Source organism: Olivibacter sp. EAT-5, assembly GCF_044784325.1.
Taxonomy (GTDB): Bacteria; Bacteroidota; Bacteroidia; order Sphingobacteriales; family Sphingobacteriaceae; genus Olivibacter; species Olivibacter oleidegradans.
Map to the genome: position 1 here is coordinate 3,809,277 of NZ_CP173028.1, position 22,633 is coordinate 3,831,909.

Consider the following 22,633-nt stretch of genomic DNA (forward strand, 5'->3'; position numbering starts at 1 on the left):
ATGATTTTTATATTCGTCAATACCCGTCAGTCAGACCTGAAACAACCGAAGCGAATTGCATCCCAATGCAGTGTTGCAATTGCATGCCAACTATTGTTTTACTATTTGTTCCTTCCGCACTTGTCTTATAGCCAAGTAATCCCAAAAGAAAAAGAAATGTGGCAATTGGCTGAAAGACAATCCAAATTAATGATCAAGGAGTTAGCGACTGTTCACCAATCAGATACCTCCTTGGTTTCTCCCCGGTCGCTGTCAGAAAAGGGGGATTTAATTGTGGTAAAGCGAAGCGATTGGACAAGCGGTTTTTTCCCGGGTGTGTTATGGTATCTTTACGAGTATACGGGTAACCAAGATTGGAAACGGGAAGCCCGTAGGCTTACGACTATGATAGAAGACGAACAATACAATGGCAGAACGCACGATATGGGCTTTAAAATCTATTGTAGCGTCGGTAATGGTTATCGCTTAACAGATGATCCGCATGATCGGGAAGTACTTATTCAAGCCGCAAAAACCTTGGCAACCCGTTTTAATCCAAAAGTGGGTTGTATACGCTCTTGGGATCATAACAACGATAAGTGGGATTTTCCTGTTATTATTGACAATATGCTCAACCTAGAGTTGCTGTTTGCAGCTACCAAGCTCACGGGCGATTCTTCTTTTTATAAAATTGCGGTCAGCCATGCAAATACAACCATGAAGAACCATTTTCGCGCCGACTATAGCACCTACCATGTTGTTGATTACAATCCTGAAACGGGTAATGTGCGAAAAAAGAATACCCATCAGGGATATCGCGATGAATCGACTTGGGCAAGAGGTCAGGCTTGGGCTTTGTATGGATATACAATGTGTTACCGCGAAACAAGAGATCGCCGTTATTTGAAACAAGCTGATCATATAGCTAAATGGCTTTTCAGCCAGCCTAATATGCCAAATGACTTGGTACCCTATTGGGACTTCAACGCTCCACAAATACCAAATGAACCCAGAGATGTGTCAGCCGCTGCAGTTATGGCTTCTGCATTATTGGAACTAAGTGGTTTTAGTCAGGAACGCAATGCATACCGAGAAAAAGCTACACGCCTTCTAAACAATTTGATAGACCACTATACCACTAACATAGGTAGGAACCGCGGCTTTATTCTCATGCATAGCACGGGTTCTAAACCGGCAGGAATGGAGGTGGATAAGCCTTTAAGCTATGCCGATTACTATTTTTTGGAAGCGCTATTAAGAGCGAGAAAGCTAAAGTAATAACGCATCCAATTTGTTTTGGCCAGATCACAAAACAAGCTCATTGTTTCTAATATATTCTGTACTTTTACGCTAACCAAATAGTGTTAACCTAGTATTCAATCAATGAAATGTTTTTTTGCGAAGCCTTTGTTGGTAGTGATTAGTCTTTTAACAAGCTTCTATATTTTGGAGGCAAAAGATATCCGATTTTTACATCTCGACGTAACTGAAGGGTTATCTCAAGGAAGTGTATTTGCGATCGTACAAGACTACAAGGGTTTCATATGGATCGGTACACGAGATGGTTTGAATAAATATAATGCACGCAAATTTATTGTTTATAGAAACAATCCAAAAGATACTACTTCATTAGGTGATAATTTCATCCAGTCGATTGCAGAAGATAGCAAGAAACGATTGTGGATCGGTACAGGAAATGGCCTTAATCTGTACGATCGTGCACTTGATAATTTCAGAAGGATTCCCTTAGCTAATGTTGAAACAGCAAGTTCTCCAAGCGAACCCGCGGTCCATTTTATTATGGAAGATCACTACCATCAGGTGTGGGTGGGAACCAATCAAGGGCTCTACCGGATTAAGGAGGATACGCAAATTGTTGCGGAACTGGTTTTTAATAATATCTCTGTAGACATCGGTGACGAAAAAAGATATTTTAAGAATATTCGATCAATTTATGAAGATAGTGAACATAAACTATGGTTTTGTACTGATGAAGGTGTAGTTTCCACAAGCTATGTGCCCCCTTATAAGAAGCTTAGGATTAACCGCGCTTATCCAACTTATGCAAGGTTAACGGAAGCGCGTGACCAGCGTGCCGTAGCCATTTTGGAAATAAGTCCTCATGTTTTCTGGATTGCAACAAAAACCAACGGTATAGCTGTGCTGAATGAAAAAACAGGCGAGATTAGCTACCACAAACATATCGAAGGCGATCCATACAGTCTGCCTAGCAATGATATCCGATCTATTACCAAAGATCGGAAGGGAAGACTGTGGATAGGAACATTTAATGGCTTAAGCTTATATGAACACGGACGGTTTAAGAGTTTTCACGCTAATGACAATGACGAGTACAGCTTAAGCAACAATTCTATCAGGCCGATATATCAGGATAAAAGGGGATCCATATGGATTGGAACTTACTTTGGTGGCCTGAATGTGATTGATAATGATATACCGGCTTTTAAAAATTTTGCCCATCAACCTCATAACAATAGCCTAAGTTATAATGTAGTAAGCTCTTTCGCCGAAGATGGTATGGGCAACCTAATAATCGGAACGGAAGGTGGCGGGATAAATTACTTAGATAATCGTCAACTTAAATTCAAACATGCTAAATACCAAGCAGGGGAAGCGGGAAGCCTGAGTCACAATAACGTGAAATCGCTATGTATTGATCGTGAAGGTAACTTATGGATTGGAACATACGATGGAGGCCTCAACTTAAAGCGGAAGGGTGCAACGAATTTTGAACATATTAAGCATAACCCAAACAATGATCGTTCACTTTCCAATGACAATATATATGCTTTAGCTGAAGATAGTAAAGGAGACTTATGGGTAGGGACTTACGGTGGCGGTTTAAACGTTAAGCGTAGAGGTGACCGAACGCTTTCTTTTGACAAATATAATCTAGAAAATAAAAAGCTCTCCTCTAACATGGTTCGATCCATTTATGAAGACTCACAGGGAAATCTATGGGTAGGAACACAAAACGGATTAAATCTAAAGCGACGAGGCAGTGACTATTTTCAGACTTTTGTTTGCGATCCCAATAATCCTAAGTCTATTAGCGGAAACGACATCATCAGTATACACGAAGACGGGTTGCATCGCATTTGGGTAGGAACTTATATGAATGGACTGAATTTATACCATCCCAATGATAACAACTTTACGCACTTTAATGCAAATATGGGACTGCCCGGAAATAATATTTTCGGAATCTTGAGTGATGACCATCACAATTTATGGTTAAGCACCAATGCGGGCATATCTTGTTTTAATCCGAATACAGAGAGCGTTCGAAATTACAATACCATCGACGGATTAATTGGTGATGAATTTATTTACGGGGCGTATCATAAGCTGGCCAATGGTACCTTAGCTTTCGGAAGTTCGGCAGGGTTTACATTGTTCGATCCGGACAGTATCAGTATCAATTATTTTGAACCGCCTGTAGTTTTTACGGATTTACGCCTGTTTAATAAGAAAATAGTGCCGGGAAGCCAAAGTGTCATCGACAAAGATATTTCTTTATTGGATGAGTTGGTCCTTAATCACAAGCAATATGTCTTCAGCGTAGAATTTAGTGTTTTGAATTATATACATGCTGATAAAAATAAATATGCTTATTTGTTAAAAGGATTTGATAATGACTGGAACTTTGTAAATACACCCATTGCCACCTATACTAATTTAGATCCCGGGACTTACGAGTTGATGGTTAAAGGAACCAATAATGATGGGATTTGGAGCAAACCAACAAGCCTTATAATTCATATTTTGCCGCCACCTTGGAAAACTTGGTGGGCCTATGGTCTATACCTATTACTCGTAAGTATAGTCGCCTATTTTGTAATCCAGTTCCTTAAAGGAAGAAATCAATTAAAACACGAATTACTACTGGAGCACCTCGCTTTGGAAAAACAGAAAGAGATACACGAGGCAAAGCTTAACTTTTTCACGAACATATCGCATGAATTTAGAACGCCGCTTTCTTTAATTGTAGGGCCTATTGAGCGTTTGCAGGAAGAAGATTTGCCAACAAATGCGAAGCCGCTTTTGCATAATGCTTATAAGAATGCAAATAGATTGCTGAATTTAGTAAATCAATTACTCGATTTTAGAAAGCAGGAGAGTGGCCATCTTGATTTACAGATACAGAAAACAAACCTTGTGCGGTTTGTGGAAGAAATTGTAAGTAATTTTCTATTCCTTGCGGCAAAAAAAAATGTTCAGATTACTATTGAAAATAAAATAAATGATGGCGTCGATGTTTGGATAGATCATGAGCAGATGGAGAAGGTGCTCACCAATTTACTTTATAACGCCTTTAAGTTTACCGATAGTGAAGGGCGGATCAAGGTACAGATCGAAAAAAAAATAGAAACGCCGACATACCCATCCGGAAACTGTATTATCGAGGTTTGGGATACCGGTTGCGGTATTCCGGAAAAACATCTTCCTTATATATTTGCTCAATTTTATCAGTCGAAATCCTATGAGGATCAAACCCACACCGGTTCTGGAGTAGGTTTAGCATTGGCTCAGGGTTTGGTGAAAATGCATCATGGAAATCTTTCCGTGCGAAGTAATCTCGCAAAGGAGTTGAATGATTTTAACACGGTATTCCGAATTGAATTGCCGCTAGGGAAATCACACTTCAAAGCAACGCAATTATTAGCAAATGAAAACAAAATGGAGCTACACAAAGTGAACGATTTAAACGATGCGCTCTCTTGCGACGCAAAAGAGGACGAAGTAGTTGATAACTCAACTAACCAGTCGGTCGTGCTGATTGTAGAAGATAATGTAGAATTGCGACGATTTATTGTGGGAAGCTTGCAGGATAAATTTAAAGTACTCGAAGCTGGAGATGGCTTGGAAGCTTGGCCGATTGTTGAATCAATACAGCCGGATATTGTGGTAACAGATGTAATGATGCCTACATGCGATGGAATCAGCTTACTTCGTAAGATCAAAGGAGAAAAAAATACGAATCATATTCCCGTCATCTTATTAACGGCGAGAACCGCAGACCCCTATATGATGGAGGCTTTTAAGGAAGGTGGGGATGATTACATTACGAAGCCTTTTAGCTTTAAATTGTTGGCGTGGAAAATTGCCAATATGTTGGAAAGCAGAAAACGACTTAAAGAGAAGTTTGTTCAGGAGTATTTATTGCAACCACATAAGACTGATGTTGTGGAAACAAATAGCTTTATGGACGATGTGATCACAATTGTAGAGGAGAATTTAAACGATGATAACTTCAGTGTGCACGCATTGGCAAGCGAAGTGGGAGTCAGCCGCACGGTGTTGTATCGTAAAATAAGGCAACTATCGGGCTTGAATTTAGTGGAATTTATTAAGGTTGTACGTCTTAAGAAAGCAGCACAGTTGCTTGAGACGAATAGCGGGTTAACTATTAGTGAGATCGCCTATAAAGTCGGATTTTCTGATCCGAAATATTTCAGTAAATCGTTTAAAGCTTTTTATCATAAATCGCCAAAAAGGTATATAGAAGACGTGATGGAACAAAAGAGCAAACTAAACATGATCTAAATGTAAGGTGTTCTATAAGCAAGTTATTAGACTTTCCCGAACACCTTACATCTTCATCTGATCAATTTAATTATTTACTAACTTTAAAGCCCCTTCACTGTAACGTTGGCCCGTATTTGGATATTTATCCATGAGTTTCTGTATCTCGTCTAAATCAGACTGACTAAGATGAACCTCTACGGCTTTTGCATTCTCTTCCAAGTACTTTCTTTTTTTTGTGCCTGGAATAGGGATCATGTCTTTTCCTTGTGCAAGCACCCAAGCTAAAGCCAATTGAGCAGGTGTAATTTGCTTGTCGTTGGCCATTGCAGCAAATTCGGCTGCTAACGACTGATTATTGGCGAGGTTTTCACCGCTGTATCGAGGTAAGGTTTTTCTGAAATCGCTTTCGTCTAAACTGTTGATATCCAGTGTATTGGTTACCAAACCTCTGGCGAGCGGTGAATAGGGAATCAAACTAATATTCAGTGCGCGTGCTGTGTCTAAAATTTCACCTTCTACATCCCTGGTCAATAGCGAATACTCACTCTGTAAAGCCGTGATCGGGTGTACAGCATGGGCTTTTTTCAAGGAACTTGCCGAAGCCTCGCTTAAGCCAAGGTAGCGTACCTTTCCTTCTTTCACCAATTCAGCCATGGCGCCGACGGTTTCCTCTACGGGAATGTTTGGATCGACACGATGCGCGTAATAGAGATCGATGGTATCGATCTTAAGCCTACGAAGACTATTTTCTACTGCTACTTTTAACCAAGCTGGAGAGCCGTCAAAATAGGTGCCCGAGGCGGCGCTAGGGCCTGCTTTACCATCTTTAAAGCGGAAACCAAACTTGGTAGCGATAAAAACTTTATCGCGATTTGGAACAAGCACCTTTGAAATAAGCTCTTCGTTTGCGCCGTTTCCATACATATCAGCTGTATCCCAGAAGTTGATACCTAAATCAAGCGCTTTATGTAAGGTTGCTATACTTTCGTTATCGTCGGTTGGGCCATAAGCAAAACTCATCCCCATGCAACCAAGTCCTATAGCAGATAATTGGGCTGTTGTGTTACTTAAATTTCTGTATTCCATATGTTATGTTTTTTTAACAAATTTAGGATGTATAAGATAGGCTGTCCTATACTAATCAAACGACTTATTATAAAATTCACACATGCACATACTGTTCTCTGAAAATGCCCGGTGTCATCCGCGTTTGTTTTCTGAAAAAGTTGTTGAAGTACGGTGGATAGGAAAAACCTAAACTATAGGCGATTTCCGAAATGGTCCAATCTGAATGAATGAGAAGTGCCTTTGCTTCTTTAACTAACCGTTCGGCAATATGCTGCGTGGTTGTTTTGCCGGTGATTTCTTTCACTGAACGATTTAAGTGATTTACATGCACCGAAAGAATGTTCGCGTAATCTTGTGCAGAGCGGAGCCCCAATGTCCTTTCTTGACTATCGATTGGAAACTGCCGTTCTAAAAGATCCAAAAATAAATCGCATACGCGTGAAGCGGAAGAATGTGGTAAGTAACTTCGTACAGGTTGCATTTTCATCGCTTCATGAATAATCAATTGGAGATAATTACGCAGCAGATCGTATTTATGCACGTAGTTAGTGGTAATCTCCTCCATCATCTTTTCGAAAAGCTCACTCACAGCCCGACATTGTGCCTCGTTTACAAAGAAAACGAAGTCGCCACCCACCTTAAACAGCGAGAGCTGATTTAAAAGAAAATGTGGGCTGTCAGTTTGTAAAAAAGACGCCGTAAAGAGGCAAAAATAACCTTCCTGTTTATCACTGATTGCTTCCCATGAATAGGGAACGGTAGGATTTGAAAACAGCAAGGCAGGGCGATCGATATCTACCCACTTATCTGCATAGTAAAGTCGTCCGGAACCAATGATTAGTGAGATTTTATAAAAGTCCCGCCGATTGTATGGTGTAGATCGAAAACAATTCTCCCGTGTAAATACATTAAAGTGGCCCAAACCATTGGCATTATTGGTTGAAAGGCCAAATGGATTAGCCCGTGGGTTTCTATTATAAAAGTCTTGTAAGCTCTCTGCTTTATTGATCATATTTGTTCTCCGTTCCTCATTACTAACGAAAATACGAAGATTATAGTCTTTTGTCAATTAGGCAATAACACGCCCAACCCATCTTTATGAAAGTCCTACAAAGCCTACGGCTTACAGCTAATTACCAGCTAGTTCCTTCTGCTCAATAGCTTTTCCAATCGAAGTTAGACTGGCTTGGTCCAGTTCACCCCAAAGCTGTACCCACTCGTTGCTTTCTTCCTTTCGAATTTCTGCTAGCTGCTGGTCTTTATCAAAACAGCTATAATAAGGTGCGCCATCACTTGTTTCCAGTTGATCCACGCGTAGTGTTTTTTCCGTTCCTTGAATATGAGCCTTTATATTAAAGGAGATGTCCGCTGTATCTGCCATAACAATCGTTTTCTATCCTATTTGAAAAACAGTTAATATATTATATTGTTTGTATATTAGTATAACCGTGCTGCGGATTTGAAAGACCAAACATGATATACTAATTTGCATGAACGTAATAATCCACGAAAAAAAGTGGCTCCATATAGGCCTATTCTTACTTATCGGTATATTGGGTTTAGGGGTGCTGAAGGCTTTGATACCGGCTGCCTTTCTAAAAAAAGTGACCGGGACGGTACAAGAAATACAGCAAAAGTATAGTGCTGAGGGAGATAAAAAGTTAATCCTAATTTCATTTAAACAACAACCACTGCTTAAACATAGCTATGTAAATAAAGACTATCTTCCAAGCCCGCAAGTGAGTGAAATTAAAGAGCAATCGCAACTGGTAACTTACATATCGAGGAATGGAGGGGATCGGTTTTATGGGCTTGAATTAACTGATGGTACGCCTATACAGTCGAAGCGATGGGATTTATTGTCAGCCTATTTAAATCATTCTTTCGTGATTTTTACGTTAATGGCAATTCCCATTGGACTTTACTTGATTTACGGAAAGAAATTATTACAGTATAAACGTGATTGGATAGGATTTGCTATCTATGCCCTTACGCTGGCCTTTGTTTGGGGAAAACTGCATATTTTCTTGATGATATTACTGGTAATTGGCTTAATTCAAATAGGAAAAAGACTTTCAAAGCAAAAGGATGAGCAGGTGACAAACGACATCGATCTACCTGCTCAAACCTAAATTAATTGTTTTGCCATGCCTTCCTTAAGAACCGTAGCCAATTGCCATGACATATCTTCACAATATCGTCGGCTGTATAGCCCCGGTCAGCCAGCTTTTCATTGAATGATTGTAGGTCGGCAATCGTCTCCAAATCATACGGGCATTGCTCTTTCCCAAAGGCACCATCCAAATCTGATCCAATACCGACGTGGTTGCAATTTCCGGCTATTTGACAAATGTGATCGAGATGATCTATCAATACATCCAGATTGCACTGCATCTCTTTCGGCGTGGAAATGCCACGCTGCCAATTGGGAACCATCATCCAAGCATCTAAAGCGCCACCTATAACGGCCCCTCGTTCAATCAGCACTTTTATTTGTTCATCGCTAAATTGCCGATTGTGATTAACCAACGCTCGGCAATTATTATGGCTCGCCCAAACAGGTCCATTGAAATGATCCAATGCCTCCCAAAAGCTATCATCACAAAGGTGTGTTGCGTCCAATATGATGTTGAGCTTCTCCATTTCTTCCAATAATTTACGCCCTTCGGGTCCCATAAAGCCTGTTGCATCCGTCCCTTGGGCATAACGACCAGGTCCGTAATGTGCCGGGCCTACCGCACGAAGCCCACTTTGCCAAGCTAGGTGCAAATGCTCAGTGGTGATTAGAGAGTCCGCTCCCTCTAAACTTAAGATGTAGCCAATCACTTTCTTTTCGGATGGAGTGCCTTCATCCTTCCATAAAGTGACATGCGCTTCCAATGACGTTAAATTGTTTATTTGACGCATCTCACCTTTGGCCTCCATGGCCTTGTACCACGCCAATTGCCCTTGCGTTTGTGCCCAGGCCTGTTCAGGCGAATGCCATCCGGGTAATGGATTATCGGGTGCAACATATCGGGCAATTTGAGTGGCTACTACAAGGCCTATATGGCCTTTCCGCAATTCGGGTAAAGATACCACCGCCTTCCCGCGGTCGGGTTTATCAGTCAACCCTTCTTCTCGTTGGTTGATTTCCTTAACAGATTTGGTTAAATCTCGGTTCCATTCCAAGGCATTCATGCTCAAATCAAGATGGGCATCTATAATAAACATAGTATGTCTTTAAATTGTAAGTTTTCGTTTCCTGGCAATGATCTGCCACTCGCCGTTCCACTGATTATCTGTAACCGCAAATGCGGTATCGTATAAAGCAACTGTCGGACAAATGTGATACGGTATTCCGTACAGAACATCGCCAACTGTATAATCGCCGGTATCGGAAACTTCTATAACAAGATGTTCCTCACTATGCGATATAGCACGGGCCTCCGGCGCGTTTATAAAAAACACTCGTTTACCCAACTCATTTTCGGAAGCAATAGCTTTATGCCCTAAGTCTAAACAGAGCCTTTTATCATCTATAATTGAGATAACCCTACTAAGGACAAGGGCTGCTATTTGAAAGGGTTGCTCCGTGAAGAGATTTTGATAACCCTTATCCCAAAAGATAAAGGTTCCGGGACTACATTCTACGTCGTCTCGCTCGCTCGCAGCATGAATCGGAAAGGTTGGTGTCCCGCCTGCAACAATGATGAGACGCCGTTGGTAAAGCGCATTTAATTGTACAATAAGTTGCTCGATTTCCGTGAAGTAGCGATGGCATTGATTTTGACGTGCCTCTAGTGATGCTTCATGAATATGGCCATCATAACAGTGTAAACCTAAAAGTATTAAATTCGATAGCGATGAACATTGTTCGGCAAGAGCAGAAACTTTATCGGTTTTAATACCGGTACGGTTCATGCCTACATTGATGTCGAAATAAATATTTAGGTTGAAGCTTTCAGCAAAGGCCACCTGATTTAATTGGCTGGCAATATCAAATTGATCAACCAGGCAGGCGAAAGACGTATTGGGAAATCGCTTTACAAGCGCGATAAAGCGATTAATATTAGGTCCGACAGGTTGGTATGCCAGTAATACATCCTGAACGCCACAATCGCCTAACAGCTCTGCTTCCGCAATTGTGGCGCATTTGAATTTGTTGATACCTGCTAGTTGCAAAAGCTGTATGGCGTCAGCCGATTTGGATGTTTTGATATGCGGGCGAAGCTTGTCGACTGATTTAACCATCGACATCAGCAGCTGAATATTATTTTTTACAAGCTCCGGGAAAACAACAAGTGCAGGTGTCGATATATCTTCTACATTGCTAATTCTATATGTAGAGGCTATTTCAGTTTCCATATTATCAGATTAGTAGATTGGCCGATTCTTATTCTATTTCAAACAGTGCTTCTACTTCCACCGGAATATTGTCGGGTAAACTTCCCATACCGACGGCACTCCGTACGCCGATACCGTTTTCTTCGCCCCATACTTTTGCAAATAATTCACTGCAACCGTTAATAATATAAGGATGTTTCTCAAAATTACCGGTACAGTTTACCATGCCCAAGACTTTAATAACACGTTTTACTTTATTAAGGCTTCCTAAGTTCGTTTTGATCGTCGAGAGCATCGTTAACCCTACCTGTTGCGCCGCCAGTTTACCGTCTTCCATATTGATGGTTTCCCCGATGCGGCCTATAATGAGACTTTTATCGTCTCGGACAGGGCCATGTCCCGAAAGATAAAGATACTTTCCATCAATTAAATAAGGCTTATATACACCTAAAGGTGCCGGTGCAGGAGGTAAACTTAACCCAAGTGCTTCAAAATTCTTATCAGCGTCTATAAATTCCATGTTTTTGTTCTTTTTGTTATTTAGTACGTCTATAAATGTAGGATATTGTTTCTATTTGGCAAAACCTTTCAAAGCGATATGCCCTAAGCCGTAAGCCATATGCCTCTTAAATAGCAAAATAAGAATAAAAATACGTGTCGCGTACGATTCTATATGAACTTTTTTCAAGTAAATGACAACTTCGTCATAAAAGCTTAGTGCTTACTGCCAGTTGCTTACCGCCAACATCAACTTGATTTTACCATAAATAAGTGTAAATTAGACGAGCTAAATTATCCTATAACACTTGAATATGGTATCTAGAAGAAAATTTATAAAGCAATCCGGCCTAGCCGTTGCTTCTGCTATGGTAAGTAGCCAGGTATTAGCCGCATGTGGTAACAAGCGTCCTCAGGAAGCGGAAATAGGCTTGCAATTATACACAATGCGTGATGAGCTTGCGAAAGACGCGAAGCAAACGATCATGAAAATAGCTAATATCGGTTATGGACATGTCGAAACTTTTTATGATTACGGTACAGAAAAAGGCTCCGGCAAATATTGGGGCTTAAGTACCGAAGAGCTAAAAAATGTGTTGGCAGACAATAATCTGCAGACCTATAGCGGGCACTATCAGCTGAATAATTTTCTAACAATGGGGAAGGGGCAAGAGGACGAGTTGAAAGCACAAGCAGATATTGCCGTTAAGCTTGGTCAACGTTATCTAATTGTTCCGGTACCACCCTTTAATCTTATCGATAAGTTAACGCTTGAAGACTTTAAATTTATGGCAGAACAGCTGAATAAAGGTGGTGAATATTGTAAAAGCTTGGGACTTAAAATTGGATACCATAATCATTTTTGGGAATTTAGAAGCTATGGACCAGACAAAAGAACAGGATATGACGTACTTGTTAGCGAAACGCAACCTGACTTGGTTGCTTTTGAATTGGATATGTTTTGGGCAATAAAGTCCGGCGCTCATCCAATAGAACTATTTGCCAAGTATCCTAAGCGTTTTGAAATGTGGCATGTAAAGGATATCGATAAATCAAAACCGGATGTTATTGTTGGCGAGGGAAAAGACTCACTCCCTTCGATGGATATCTTAAAGGACATCAAATTTGCAGAAGTTGGAACAGGAGCAGTAGATTACAAGGCGATCTTCAAAAAGTCGGAGGAAGCAGGTTTAAAACACTTCTTCGTTGAGCAGGATGGTATTTACATGGAGAACCATTTTGAAAGCATCCGATTGAGTTTTAATTATATTAAAGATAATTTGATTGGGAAATAGTTAAATAGTTGAGTGGTAGAGTAGTTGAGTCGTTAAGTGGTAAAGTAGTAGAGCTGTTTAGTGATTCGGCAATAAATAATAGAAAAGTAGTAGGAGCCGTAGCACCAACTATAACTTTGCTAAGTGATATAAATGAGGCTGACAGCTGATTTCCGATTGTCTAAAGCCTACAGCAGTTTACCCGGAATCCGTTCGATCAACTCCGTTCCTAATACGATGGATTCGTGCTCATAGACGGGATATTTACTTTCAATGAGCTGAATTAAACGATCAGTCGCCACCCTGCCCATTTCAAAGGCAGGTTGGCGTATACTCGAGAAATCGGTGCTGAATAAATCCAGTACGTCACTGTTTGAAAAACCGGCTATAGCTGGCATATAAGCCTTGTCGCCATATTTTTTGATTGCCGTTAAGCAACCAATACTGAGGCGATCGCTCGCCACGAAAATCGAATCGGGTTTTTCATCCATCGATAAAAAATATTGAACGGCAGCATCCACCTCTTTTTGATTACTGCCTCCATGATGACAATACGTAATGTTAGCCTCCTCAATAGGAATACCATTTTCTGTTAGCGCCTCTCTATATCCCGCTAACCGTTCCTTTGTAATAGAAAGATGGGGTGCATTCGCTAAATGAGCGATCTTTCTGTAACCTTTTTCTATCAGGTGTTGAGTCGCCATTTTTGCACCATTTCGATTATCGGAAGACACTTTGTGCGTGGCTAGCCCATCATAGATGCGATCAAAAAAGACAATTGGTAAACCGGCATCATGGAGTTTCTTAATATGATCAAAATTGGTCGTTTCAGCGGATAGAGAGATGAGAATACCATCTACTGATCGGTTTGCTAAATGTTTGATATTCATCACTTCTCGGTCGTACGAGTCATGCGTTTGCGTAATAATGATATTATAGCCATTTTTATACGCAATGGATTCGATACCGTCAATTGCCTGCGAAAAAAAGCTGTTTGCTACCTCGCAAACCACCACCCCGATGGAATAACTCTTACGTTGTTTTAAGCTTAAAGCAATCGGATTTCGTTTATAGTTGTTTTGTTCGGCATAGGCCAATACCCTCTTTTTTGTTTCCGGATTGATCTCATAACTATCACTTAAAGCCCGGGAAACGGTAGAAGCGGATAGATTGAGTGCTTGAGCAATGTCTTTTATTGTTATTGGTTTAAACACATTTAGCTTTTTTGAATATCAAACTTAGCTAAAAATGACTTTAAATGCAACGATTTCCAATAGCTTGGTCGCGATTTTTGTTAATTGGAAGATATCGTGACGGTTAGGTGCAAACGATACCGGTATCGTTTGCGCTAATTTTCTTGTTTGGCTTTTCCATCTTTGTTTAACAATTATGTAAACTTGCCGGTAAACGCTTACAACCAAATTAGAAATCTTAACGTACCAACTGAGAAATGGAAAAGAAAAAATTACTGCTTCTGCTGTTTTGTAGCCTGTTGTTGTACGCTTTCACCAAAAGACAACCTACTACCCTATGGATGATGGGCGATTCAACGATGGCTATAAAAGATGCCGATAAGTACCCTGAGACGGGCTGGGGCGTCCCTTTTGCCACTCTATTTAAACCAAGCGTGCGGGTGAGAAATATGGCAAAAAATGGGAGAAGCACGCGCTCGTTTATTGATGAAGGTCGGTGGCAGGAAATCTACAATCAACTCAAATCGGGCGATTATCTTTTTATTCAATTCGGACATAACGACGAAAAGGTGAATAAGCCAAAGGTAGGTACGGATATAGCCACATTTAAAGCCAACCTAAGTATGTTTGTCGAAAAAGCCCGCGAAAAAGGGGCTGAGCCGGTGTTGTTGACTTCTATTGCACGACGCAATTTTGAACAGGGAGTTTTGGTTGATACACATAAAGGTTATCCGGCGGCAACTCGGGAGGTGGCGGATAGTTTACAAGTGCCCCTAATTGATCTTACCGAGAAAACAAATCGCTTGTTAACTAAATTGGGTGAACGGAAGTCCGAAAAACTCTTCCTCCACTTAAAACCGGGAAATAAAAACTATCCGGAAGGGGTTGTCGATAATACACATTTGAATAAGGAAGGAGCGATGACTGTTGCCAAATTAGCTGTGGAGGGGATAAAAGAGCTAAAGCTCAGCCTTGTCAAAGAGTTTAAATAAGATACATCATGGGAAGAGCTTTAAGCAGTATTGTTTTCTTAATTATCAGTATGGCTTATGGGTTAGCATCGGTAAAGCAATCGACAATCGTTGTAGCACAGGATGGTTCGGGAGACTTTAAAAGCATTCAGGAGGCTTTCAATGCTGTTCCGGATTACAGCAAAAATGTTACCACTATTTTGATAAGACCCGGTGTCTACAAAGAACGTCTCCTTTTAAAGTCCTCAAAGCGGCGTGTCAAATTACTGGGAGAAGATCCTCATAAGACCTTGTTGACCTACGATAATTTTGCTGCCAAACTTAATCCGGAAACAGGAAAGAACTATGGCACTACCGGATCTTCTTCTTTTTTTATAGAGGCGGATGATTTCACCGCTGAAAATCTAACATTTGCGAATTCCTCCGGACCCGTGGGACAAGCGGTTGCTGTTAACATAACCGGTAATCGTGTAGCATTTAAAAACTGTCGATTCTTAGGCTTCCAAGATACACTTTATACAAAAGGGCCCCAAGATGATAAAAGCAAGGAAAGTTTGCAATACTTTGAAAATTGCTATATCGAAGGAACGGTAGATTTTGTTTTTGGCGCAGCAACCGCTCTTTTCATGGAATGTGAATTGCACAGCAAAGGTGATGGCTATGTGACGGCAGCTTCTACTCCACAAGGCAAATCCTATGGTTATGTATTTATCAACTGCAAACTAGCAGCGGCAAATGCTGCCATTTCTGCGGCTTTAGGACGACCTTGGCGTCCTTATTCGAAAGTGGTTTATATTAACTGTGATATGGGCGAACATATTCGTCCTGAAGGTTGGGACAATTGGGGAAAAGAAGAAAATGAAAGGACCGTTTTTTATGCGGAGTACAATAGTCAGGGCGCTGGCGCAAATTCCGACAAAAGGGTCGATTGGGCTAAGATTCTGAATAAGGAAGACGTTGAGGAATATACTAAAGAAAAGATATTAGGTGATTGGGCTCCTTTTAACCGTTAATGTTAATATGGTCCTATAAGCGTAAACCGTGTTGTATACGGCCGTATCAATCAGGGGAATAATAATTTTGCATACATCCGAATGCCAACGTTGGAAAAATGGAAGGTTTTTAGTAATATTGAACCTGATAACCGATTATGCCATTAAGTTATATCCTATGATGCAAACAACCTTTCTACAGAAACGTGCATATATCCTTCTTTTATTAGTTGTGTTCATTTACTCAGCAGTTAATGCGACCGGATCGGATTCATACAAACTTTGGTATGATAAGCCCGCGGCCCATTGGAACGAGGCCTTGCCTATCGGTAACGGTCGGTTGGGAGCGATGCTATTTGGTGGTGTAAAGCAAGATCATCTGCAGCTGAACGAAGAGACCATTTGGTCGGGCGGACCGGGAAATAATAGTAGCAAAGATTTGTATTCGACTATGCAGGAAATACGGCGTCTGTTATTTGCAGGAAAATACAAAGAGGCTCAAGACCTTTCGAATAAAGAAATGCCAAGGGAACCGGAAGCAAACAATAATTACGGTATGTCCTATCAACCTGCGGGTGATTTATGGATTGATTTTTTACATGAGGGTGAAACAGTGGCATATCGGCGCGAATTAGATATTGCTGATGCGTTGTCTACGGTGACTTATAGAGTAGGTGAGGTAACCTATAAAAGAGAGTACTTAGCCACAGCTCATGATCAGGTAATAATGATGCGCGTGACCGCTGATAGAGCAGGAAGTATAAGCTGCAATTTGAAATTGAATACGCCGCATCTCATACATCAACAACATTTTATTGGCAATCGAATCTATGTAAACGGCACCTCGGGAGATAAGCAGAACAAAAAAGGTCAGGTTAAATTCTCAATTGCTGTAGAACCGAAAGTAAAAGGAGGGGCGCTACAAGCAGAAGGAGAAATGTTGCGTGTACGTCAAGCGGATGAATTGACGGTGTATATAGCTATCGGAACAAATTTCAATAATTATCATGATTTGGGTGGGGATGCTCGCGAACGGGCTGATGATTACCTAAACACCGCGTTGAAAAAAAGCTACAGAAAAATCAAATCAAAGCATGTAGAAGATTATAGGCGATACTTTGATCGTGTATCGTTAGACCTGGGCCAAACAGTTGCTATGAATAAAGCCACTGATCAACGAGTGGCGGATTTTCATTTAGGTAATGATCCGCAATTGGTGTCGCTTTATTTTCAATTTGGCAGGTACCTGTTGATCTCTTCTTCCCGTCCAGGCACGCAGCCTGCCAATTTGCAGGGAATCTGGAATGATAAATTATCACCTCCTTGGAGTAGTAAGTATACCGTTAATATTAATACCGAGATGAATTACTGGCCTGCCGAGGTAACCAATCTGAGCGAGATGCATGAACCTTTGTTTGCTATGCTCGAAGATTTATCGGTTACAGGAAAGGAAAGCGCCTGGAACTATTACCGTGCTCGGGGTTGGAACATGCATCACAATACCGACATATGGCGTGTTACGGGGATTATCGATGGTGGTTTTTATGGTATGTGGCCAATGGGTGGAGCGTGGCTTTCGCAACATATTTGGCAACACTACTTGTTTAACGGAGACAATGCCTTCTTGGCTAAATATTATCCGATACTGAAAGGAGTAACGCAGTTTTATGTAGATGTGCTGCAGGAAGAGCCGAAGCATAAATGGTTAGTCGTAGCGCCATCGATGTCACCCGAAAATTCTTACCAATCGGGTGTAGGTATCTCAGCCGGGACTACTATGGATAATCAACTGGTTTTTGATGTCTTTTCAAATTTTCTGGAAGCAGCACATGTTTTGCAGGTAGACGAAGATTTTATGGACACTGTAGCTAGTAAACTAAAACGATTGCCCCCAATGCAGATCGGTAAACTCGGACAGTTACAGGAATGGATGGAAGATTGGGATCGCGCAGATGACCGTCATCGGCACATATCTCATCTCTATGGATTATACCCCGCTGCACAGATATCACCTATTCGGCACCCTACTCTTTTTGAAGCCGCTAAGAAGTCACTTGTTTTCCGGGGCGACAAATCAACTGGTTGGTCTATGGGTTGGAAAGTAAACTGGTGGGCAAGGTTACTAGATGGCAATCGTGCTTATAAATTAATAGCTGATCAACTGAGTCCTGCTGCTAATGATGGCAACGGCGAAGCAGGCGGTACTTACGCTAATCTGTTAGACGCACATCCACCTTTTCAAATTGATGGAAATTTTGGTTGTACCGCGGGAATAGCTGAAATGCTGATCCAATCGCATGATGGTTGTTTACACATTTTGCCAGCTTTGCCCGATCAGTGGCAGAATGGTGAGGTGAAAGGATTGAAAGCCCGAGGTGGCTTTATTGTGGACATAGCATGGAAAGATGGTAAGCTACAAAAGCTGAAGGTACATTCTCGACTTGGAGGCAATTGCAGAATCCGGATTGCTAGCGCGAAGATGGTCGATAAACTTGCTGTAGAGAAAGCAATAGGCGAAAATTCGAATCTCTTATATAAGGTACCCGAAATTAAAGAACCAATTAGTCACATAGGTCAATTAGCGGCAAATTATACGGAAGAATTCGAGGAATATGATTTACCAACTAAAAAGGGAAAGACTTATTTTCTCTTAAAGTAAGATACTTGTGAAAGCCCATTTACATTCTTGTTCCATTCGAGCTATATCCGATATAGGTACGCACTATAGAAACCGAAGGAATACCCAATGGGTAGCGGAGATATACTGAATGACAGGTGGATATAACGTGGACTAAAGGTGGACTTGATGTGGACTTAACGTGGATTTAGACAACTTGATATCTTTTAAAAAAATGAGATACTAATTGTGAATGAGAAAGGATTTACAAAGATACGAATAATTACCCCATTAAAATTGGTTCAACTTCCATTTTTTATAGGTCTTCCTTACTTTATCTCCCCAATTTCCATACCAAGCATAGCCTATGCGGCGCTCGTTTTCAATAGCTGAAAGTGTCTGACGAGGTACACCATCGCGTCCGACAAACAAAGGTTCTTGCTGCTTTAAATCATAAAAGCGAGCCCAGCAGTCGATTCCCGGTTGGTGAACCAGTACACGATCTTTTCCACTAGGTTGCGTTGAATCTTCAATAATTACAGCTTCTTTATTCTCAATTTTATGATCGGCAAACCATTTCACACCAGTTTCGATTGCTTCTATTAATAGAGGTGATTTTGGCTGGTCCATTAGGAAAAGCAAAACATCACTAGACTCAGCAGCAGCAAGCGAAGGTAATTCATAAACCCTCGCTTTTGCCGGTTGTAGCCTATCTTTATCATATTGTGCTGCCCAGATTGTTTTTTGTCCGTTTATTATAACCTGCGTTTTCAATATACAATCGACACCCAAATAAAGTGCCTTTTTTGCCTTTTGCTTATAGTCTTCTCCAAGAATACCAAAGCTGTTTGTTGCTGCCACAATGTCTTGCATAATCCGCAAGACATTGATCATTGCGCGATCATTATACGTGATTTGCGATCGATAAAGATGGGTGTCGGGATAATACTGCGGCCACCCTCCATTGGGATATTGAGCTTCTATAAGATAATTAATGCCTTTTTTTGCCGCACTTAAATATAATTTATTCTGCGTTTTCTCATACGCCTTGATCAGGTAGCGGATTTCGCTACTGGTTGCATTATTATCTATCGTAGCATCCGTTAAATCTTTTTGTTCCTCAGCAAGCGCAATTTCTGATGTCGTAAATACATGCTGATAGTCCACTTTTTGTTTGTTGAAAAATTTGGACCAGCCACCGCAGCTTCTTTGTAATAACAACATGTTTTCAGCCGTTGGATCCGTTTTTTCCTGCTCCTGTACAAAACCAAAGGAGCAGAGCAAAAAAATTAAACTAAGCCACCGAAAACATTTCAACGCAAGCATACTTATTTTTCTATTCTAAACCAGTCGTAATCGCCCCATCCGGAATCGTTGATTTGGGTTGAACGGGTACTAAAAAGGCCAACTTTTGCGCCAATCCATTGCCCGGGAGTGGCCTTAAATAAGGCATCAATTTCTATAAATGTCTTGCCATCTTCGCTATAGCTAAACTGACATTGCGCGCCGGCATTTACACGGACACGAAGGTAAAGCGTATTTGTTTTTATTTTCGAGATAATTCTCTCCTTTTCTGTTGCACCTTTATGTGCATCTTTCGCTTCTCCGTATACCAGCGCTATGCCGTCTTGCCCGTTTTTTAGACTTAAATGGGCATAACTTTGCCCCATGATAATTAAACCGGTTTTTTCATCCTTTATTTTCTCATTCGGTGAGAAAGTGACCTTTGTGGTTGCTGTAAATACTTCCGTGGGAAATTTTTGTAATAATATATTTGGAACATCCCATAAATTGCGGGCGCTGTCCGGAGCCTGCTGTGTATAAAGTCGCAGTACGCCCTTTTCAGGATAAAAGAACGACCAAGTGGCCTTCGGATTGGCTTGCCATTGCCATTGTTTGCCCATGGCTCGATCATTGAACTCATCACTTTCGACAGGTGTTTGTATAGGATAGTTTTTTCCCACATTCGGTTTTTGATGGGATAAAACCGGTTCACCCGTTCCTTTTCCTTCCACATCTTTCCCTATAACAGGCCAGTCCTTTACCCATTTCATGGGTTGAAGATGCACCACTCTTCCATAAGCATCTTTATCCTGAAAATGAAGGAACCAATCTTCACCTTTCTGCGTGTCTACCCATCCACCTTGATGAGGCCCATTGATGCTTGTATTCCCTTGTTCCATGGCTACATGCCTTTCGTAAGGGCCGTAGATGTTTTTTGAACGTAGTATGAGCTGCCAGCCCGTGGCTACTCCGCCAGCTGGCGCCATGATATAATAATATCCGTTCCGCTTATAAAATTTAGGTCCTTCAATCGTAGGATCTAAAGCATGCCCATCATAAACAATCGTACCCTCGTCTAGGTTTTTTGTGCCATCAGCACTTAACCTCTTGATGGCTATGATACTTTTAATACCGGCGCGACTACCGGCATATGCATATGCAATGTAAGCTTGGCCATCGTCATCCCACAAAGGGCAAACATCAATCATTCCTTTACCTGCTTCAACAAGCACCGGCTCCTCCCAATCACCCCACGGGTCTTTTGTTTTGATCATATAGATGCCAAAATCAGGATCACCATAGTAGATATAGAACTCACCATTATGATGACGGATGGATGGTGCCCAAACCCCGTTGCCATGTTGCGTTTTTGAGAAGTGATCAAAGGGCGGCTGCCTTTTTAAGGCATGTCCAATAAGCTGCCAGTTTACCAAGTCCTTCGAATGTAAGATTGGTAAACCGGGAACGGCATCAAAGCTGGAAGCTGTCATGTAAAAATCATCACCTACCCGAATGACGTCGGGATCGGAATAATCGGCGTCAAGCACGGGATTCTTATAGGTACCGTTGCCCTGATCGGCCACCCAAACCTGCGAGACATAAGGCTTGTCTTGCGCTGTCGATTTTATGAGGGAACAAACTATTAACAATAAGGATAATAAGCCTGTGTTTCGTAGCATTTTCATGTTTACTTGTTAGTTGTCGGATTCCAAGGATCCTGGTAATTTAATATCTGCTTAAGCGTATAAGACTCTATGTCTTTTTCTGTCAGCTGTTTACTCCATTTCACGCGAGCTGCTGCATGAGCTCCCGGTCCTTCACTGTGGAATTCTGCATAATAAGCAGTTGATTCGTTTGCCGGGTTACGCCAGTTGTCCCATCCTTGCGGAAGGATATGTGGACCCATATGGCAGCGTATAAAGACTGTCTTGGCATAAGGGCGCCAAGGTCGGCCAAGATACACCTTCGTTGCTTCTTTATCTGCAGTAAGCTTGCAATCTAAAAAGACAAAGCCGAAGGCTTGCCGTGGTGTTGTGGATGCTGCTGTAATATACGAGTTACTTAAACTATGAATAGTACACCGTTGAAAAACTGCAGTAGCCTGTCCAAATATAAAATCGGTGGTTCCTTCAATATAACAATTGACGTAGTATTGTCGACTGTTTTCCGTGGCTGTATAGAGTGTGTCTTGATTCCCCAAGAGCCTGCAGTTTTTTATGACAACCCGATCCGCTTCCACATGCAAAGCCACTGCTTGGCCAACGCGACCCGCTGTATTTTGTATTGTCAGTCCTTCAGCGGTAAAATCATTTCCCTGCACCAAAACCGTATATGAATTATAGGTTGTAAAGGCTTTTTTTCCAAAGGCATCAACCGTATCCGTATAGGACTTCCCGGAATAGTCTGCGTTAGTAATGATTGTTTGCCCGGTACCGTCTCCAATGAAAGAAATATTCGTTTTCCATGACGGGATAACTATCTTTTCTCTATAAACACCTTTTCGGATATAAATCCGAACCTGTTGCTGTGATAAGTCGCGCACGGCATTGACTGCTTCTTGAATCGTACGGAAGTCGCCATCGCCCTCTTGGCTAACAATAAAGCGATCCGGATAAACGGTTTGGGAAAAAATCGAATGATGAAATATACAGCCGAATATAATAATCAATAGTGCGATCCTCTTCATAATATATAGGAAGGTTATGGATTTTCTGATTGGTCCGTAGAACAAGAATAGGGAGAATTTTTATAATGCTAGCAGGGCAGAACGATAATTTTTACGCAATCGTTTCCGGGATCGATTGCGTAAATTTCAAGTGATGCCAACGTTGGAAATACACTGGGATAATTCTATACTTGCGAATCAGATGCTAAGCAATTA

Annotated in this window: 17 protein-coding genes; 7 read left to right on the forward strand and 10 right to left on the reverse strand. The window is 41.2% G+C overall.

The features are described 5' to 3' along the window. Both ACH11B_RS15640 and ACH11B_RS15645 read left to right on the forward strand, forming a co-directional pair. On the forward strand, positions 1–1,257 hold the full coding sequence (locus ACH11B_RS15640) for a glycoside hydrolase family 88 protein (protein WP_377609620.1): 1,257 nt from the start codon (positions 1–3) through the stop codon (positions 1,255–1,257). A 105-nt stretch (positions 1,258–1,362) separates the two neighbouring features. Beyond that, positions 1,363–5,547 (forward strand): two-component regulator propeller domain-containing protein, encoded by a 4,185-nt coding sequence (locus ACH11B_RS15645; RefSeq protein WP_377609619.1) that lies wholly within the window; start codon positions 1,363–1,365, stop codon positions 5,545–5,547. Between the two features lie 66 nt (positions 5,548–5,613). Here ACH11B_RS15645 and ACH11B_RS15650 read toward each other — a convergent pair whose 3' ends face one another. The 3 genes from ACH11B_RS15650 to ACH11B_RS15660 all read right to left on the reverse strand — a co-directional run bounded on the left by ACH11B_RS15650 (position 5,614) and on the right by ACH11B_RS15660 (position 7,978). Then, complete coding sequence (locus ACH11B_RS15650) at positions 5,614–6,615, reverse strand: aldo/keto reductase (RefSeq protein WP_377609617.1); 1,002 nt, start codon at positions 6,613–6,615, stop codon at positions 5,614–5,616. 76 nt (positions 6,616–6,691) lie between these two features. Then, positions 6,692–7,609: a helix-turn-helix domain-containing protein gene (locus ACH11B_RS15655; protein WP_013666140.1), complete on the reverse strand. Its 918-nt coding sequence runs from the start codon at positions 7,607–7,609 to the stop codon at positions 6,692–6,694. A gap of 117 nt (positions 7,610–7,726) precedes the next feature. Further along, positions 7,727–7,978 (reverse strand): hypothetical protein, encoded by a 252-nt coding sequence (locus tag ACH11B_RS15660; RefSeq protein ID WP_013666141.1) that lies wholly within the window; start codon positions 7,976–7,978, stop codon positions 7,727–7,729. 109 nt (positions 7,979–8,087) lie between these two features. Here ACH11B_RS15660 and ACH11B_RS15665 point away from each other — a divergent pair, with 109 nt between their 5' ends. Then, the gene (locus ACH11B_RS15665; protein WP_013666142.1) at positions 8,088–8,729 is read left to right on the forward strand and encodes a hypothetical protein; all 642 of its coding nucleotides are present in this window, start codon (positions 8,088–8,090) and stop codon (positions 8,727–8,729) included. A 1-nt stretch (position 8,730) separates the two neighbouring features. Here the strand turns inward: ACH11B_RS15665 and ACH11B_RS15670 are convergent, their stop codons facing one another. The 3 genes from ACH11B_RS15670 to ACH11B_RS15680 are packed head-to-tail and all read right to left on the reverse strand — an operon-like array spanning position 8,731 to position 11,443. After that, positions 8,731–9,810 (reverse strand): dipeptidase, encoded by a 1,080-nt coding sequence (locus ACH11B_RS15670; RefSeq protein WP_130857572.1) that lies wholly within the window; start codon positions 9,808–9,810, stop codon positions 8,731–8,733. A 9-nt stretch (positions 9,811–9,819) separates the two neighbouring features. Next, positions 9,820–10,944, reverse strand: coding sequence for a D-TA family PLP-dependent enzyme (locus ACH11B_RS15675; RefSeq protein WP_130857571.1), 1,125 nt, complete (start codon positions 10,942–10,944; stop codon positions 9,820–9,822). Between the two features lie 28 nt (positions 10,945–10,972). Next, entirely contained in the window at positions 10,973–11,443 is a 471-nt protein-coding gene (locus ACH11B_RS15680; RefSeq protein ID WP_289552736.1) for a RidA family protein, read from the reverse strand. Positions 11,444–11,735: 292 nt separating this feature from the next. Between ACH11B_RS15680 and ACH11B_RS15685 the strand changes: the two genes are divergently transcribed. Then, positions 11,736–12,716: a sugar phosphate isomerase/epimerase gene (locus ACH11B_RS15685; protein WP_013666146.1), complete on the forward strand. Its 981-nt coding sequence runs from the start codon at positions 11,736–11,738 to the stop codon at positions 12,714–12,716. A 167-nt stretch (positions 12,717–12,883) separates the two neighbouring features. Here ACH11B_RS15685 and ACH11B_RS15690 read toward each other — a convergent pair whose 3' ends face one another. Beyond that, complete coding sequence (locus ACH11B_RS15690; RefSeq protein WP_013666147.1) at positions 12,884–13,909, reverse strand: LacI family DNA-binding transcriptional regulator; 1,026 nt, start codon at positions 13,907–13,909, stop codon at positions 12,884–12,886. A gap of 236 nt (positions 13,910–14,145) precedes the next feature. Between ACH11B_RS15690 and ACH11B_RS15695 the strand changes: the two genes are divergently transcribed. The 3 genes from ACH11B_RS15695 (at position 14,146) to ACH11B_RS15705 (ending at position 18,510) form a co-directional block, all read left to right on the forward strand. After that, complete coding sequence (locus ACH11B_RS15695) at positions 14,146–14,880, forward strand: rhamnogalacturonan acetylesterase (protein WP_289552738.1); 735 nt, start codon at positions 14,146–14,148, stop codon at positions 14,878–14,880. Between the two features lie 8 nt (positions 14,881–14,888). Further along, positions 14,889–15,872 (forward strand): pectinesterase family protein, encoded by a 984-nt coding sequence (locus tag ACH11B_RS15700; RefSeq protein WP_289552739.1) that lies wholly within the window; start codon positions 14,889–14,891, stop codon positions 15,870–15,872. 157 nt (positions 15,873–16,029) lie between these two features. Next, positions 16,030–18,510: a glycosyl hydrolase family 95 catalytic domain-containing protein gene (locus ACH11B_RS15705; RefSeq protein ID WP_377609613.1), complete on the forward strand. Its 2,481-nt coding sequence runs from the start codon at positions 16,030–16,032 to the stop codon at positions 18,508–18,510. Between the two features lie 249 nt (positions 18,511–18,759). On the opposite strand, the gene pelA is transcribed toward ACH11B_RS15705, so the two are convergent. Genes pelA through ACH11B_RS15720 form a run of 3 tightly spaced genes read right to left on the reverse strand, consistent with a single transcriptional unit; the run spans position 18,760 to position 22,438 of the window. Further along, positions 18,760–19,794: a pectate lyase gene (gene pelA / locus ACH11B_RS15710; RefSeq protein WP_377609611.1), complete on the reverse strand. Its 1,035-nt coding sequence runs from the start codon at positions 19,792–19,794 to the stop codon at positions 18,760–18,762. Positions 19,795–19,796: 2 nt separating this feature from the next. After that, positions 19,797–21,431, reverse strand: coding sequence for a glycoside hydrolase 43 family protein (locus ACH11B_RS15715; RefSeq protein WP_130857688.1), 1,635 nt, complete (start codon positions 21,429–21,431; stop codon positions 19,797–19,799). 8 nt (positions 21,432–21,439) lie between these two features. Then, positions 21,440–22,438, reverse strand: coding sequence for a pectinesterase family protein (locus tag ACH11B_RS15720; protein ID WP_289552742.1), 999 nt, complete (start codon positions 22,436–22,438; stop codon positions 21,440–21,442). Positions 22,439–22,633 lie beyond the last annotated feature (195 nt).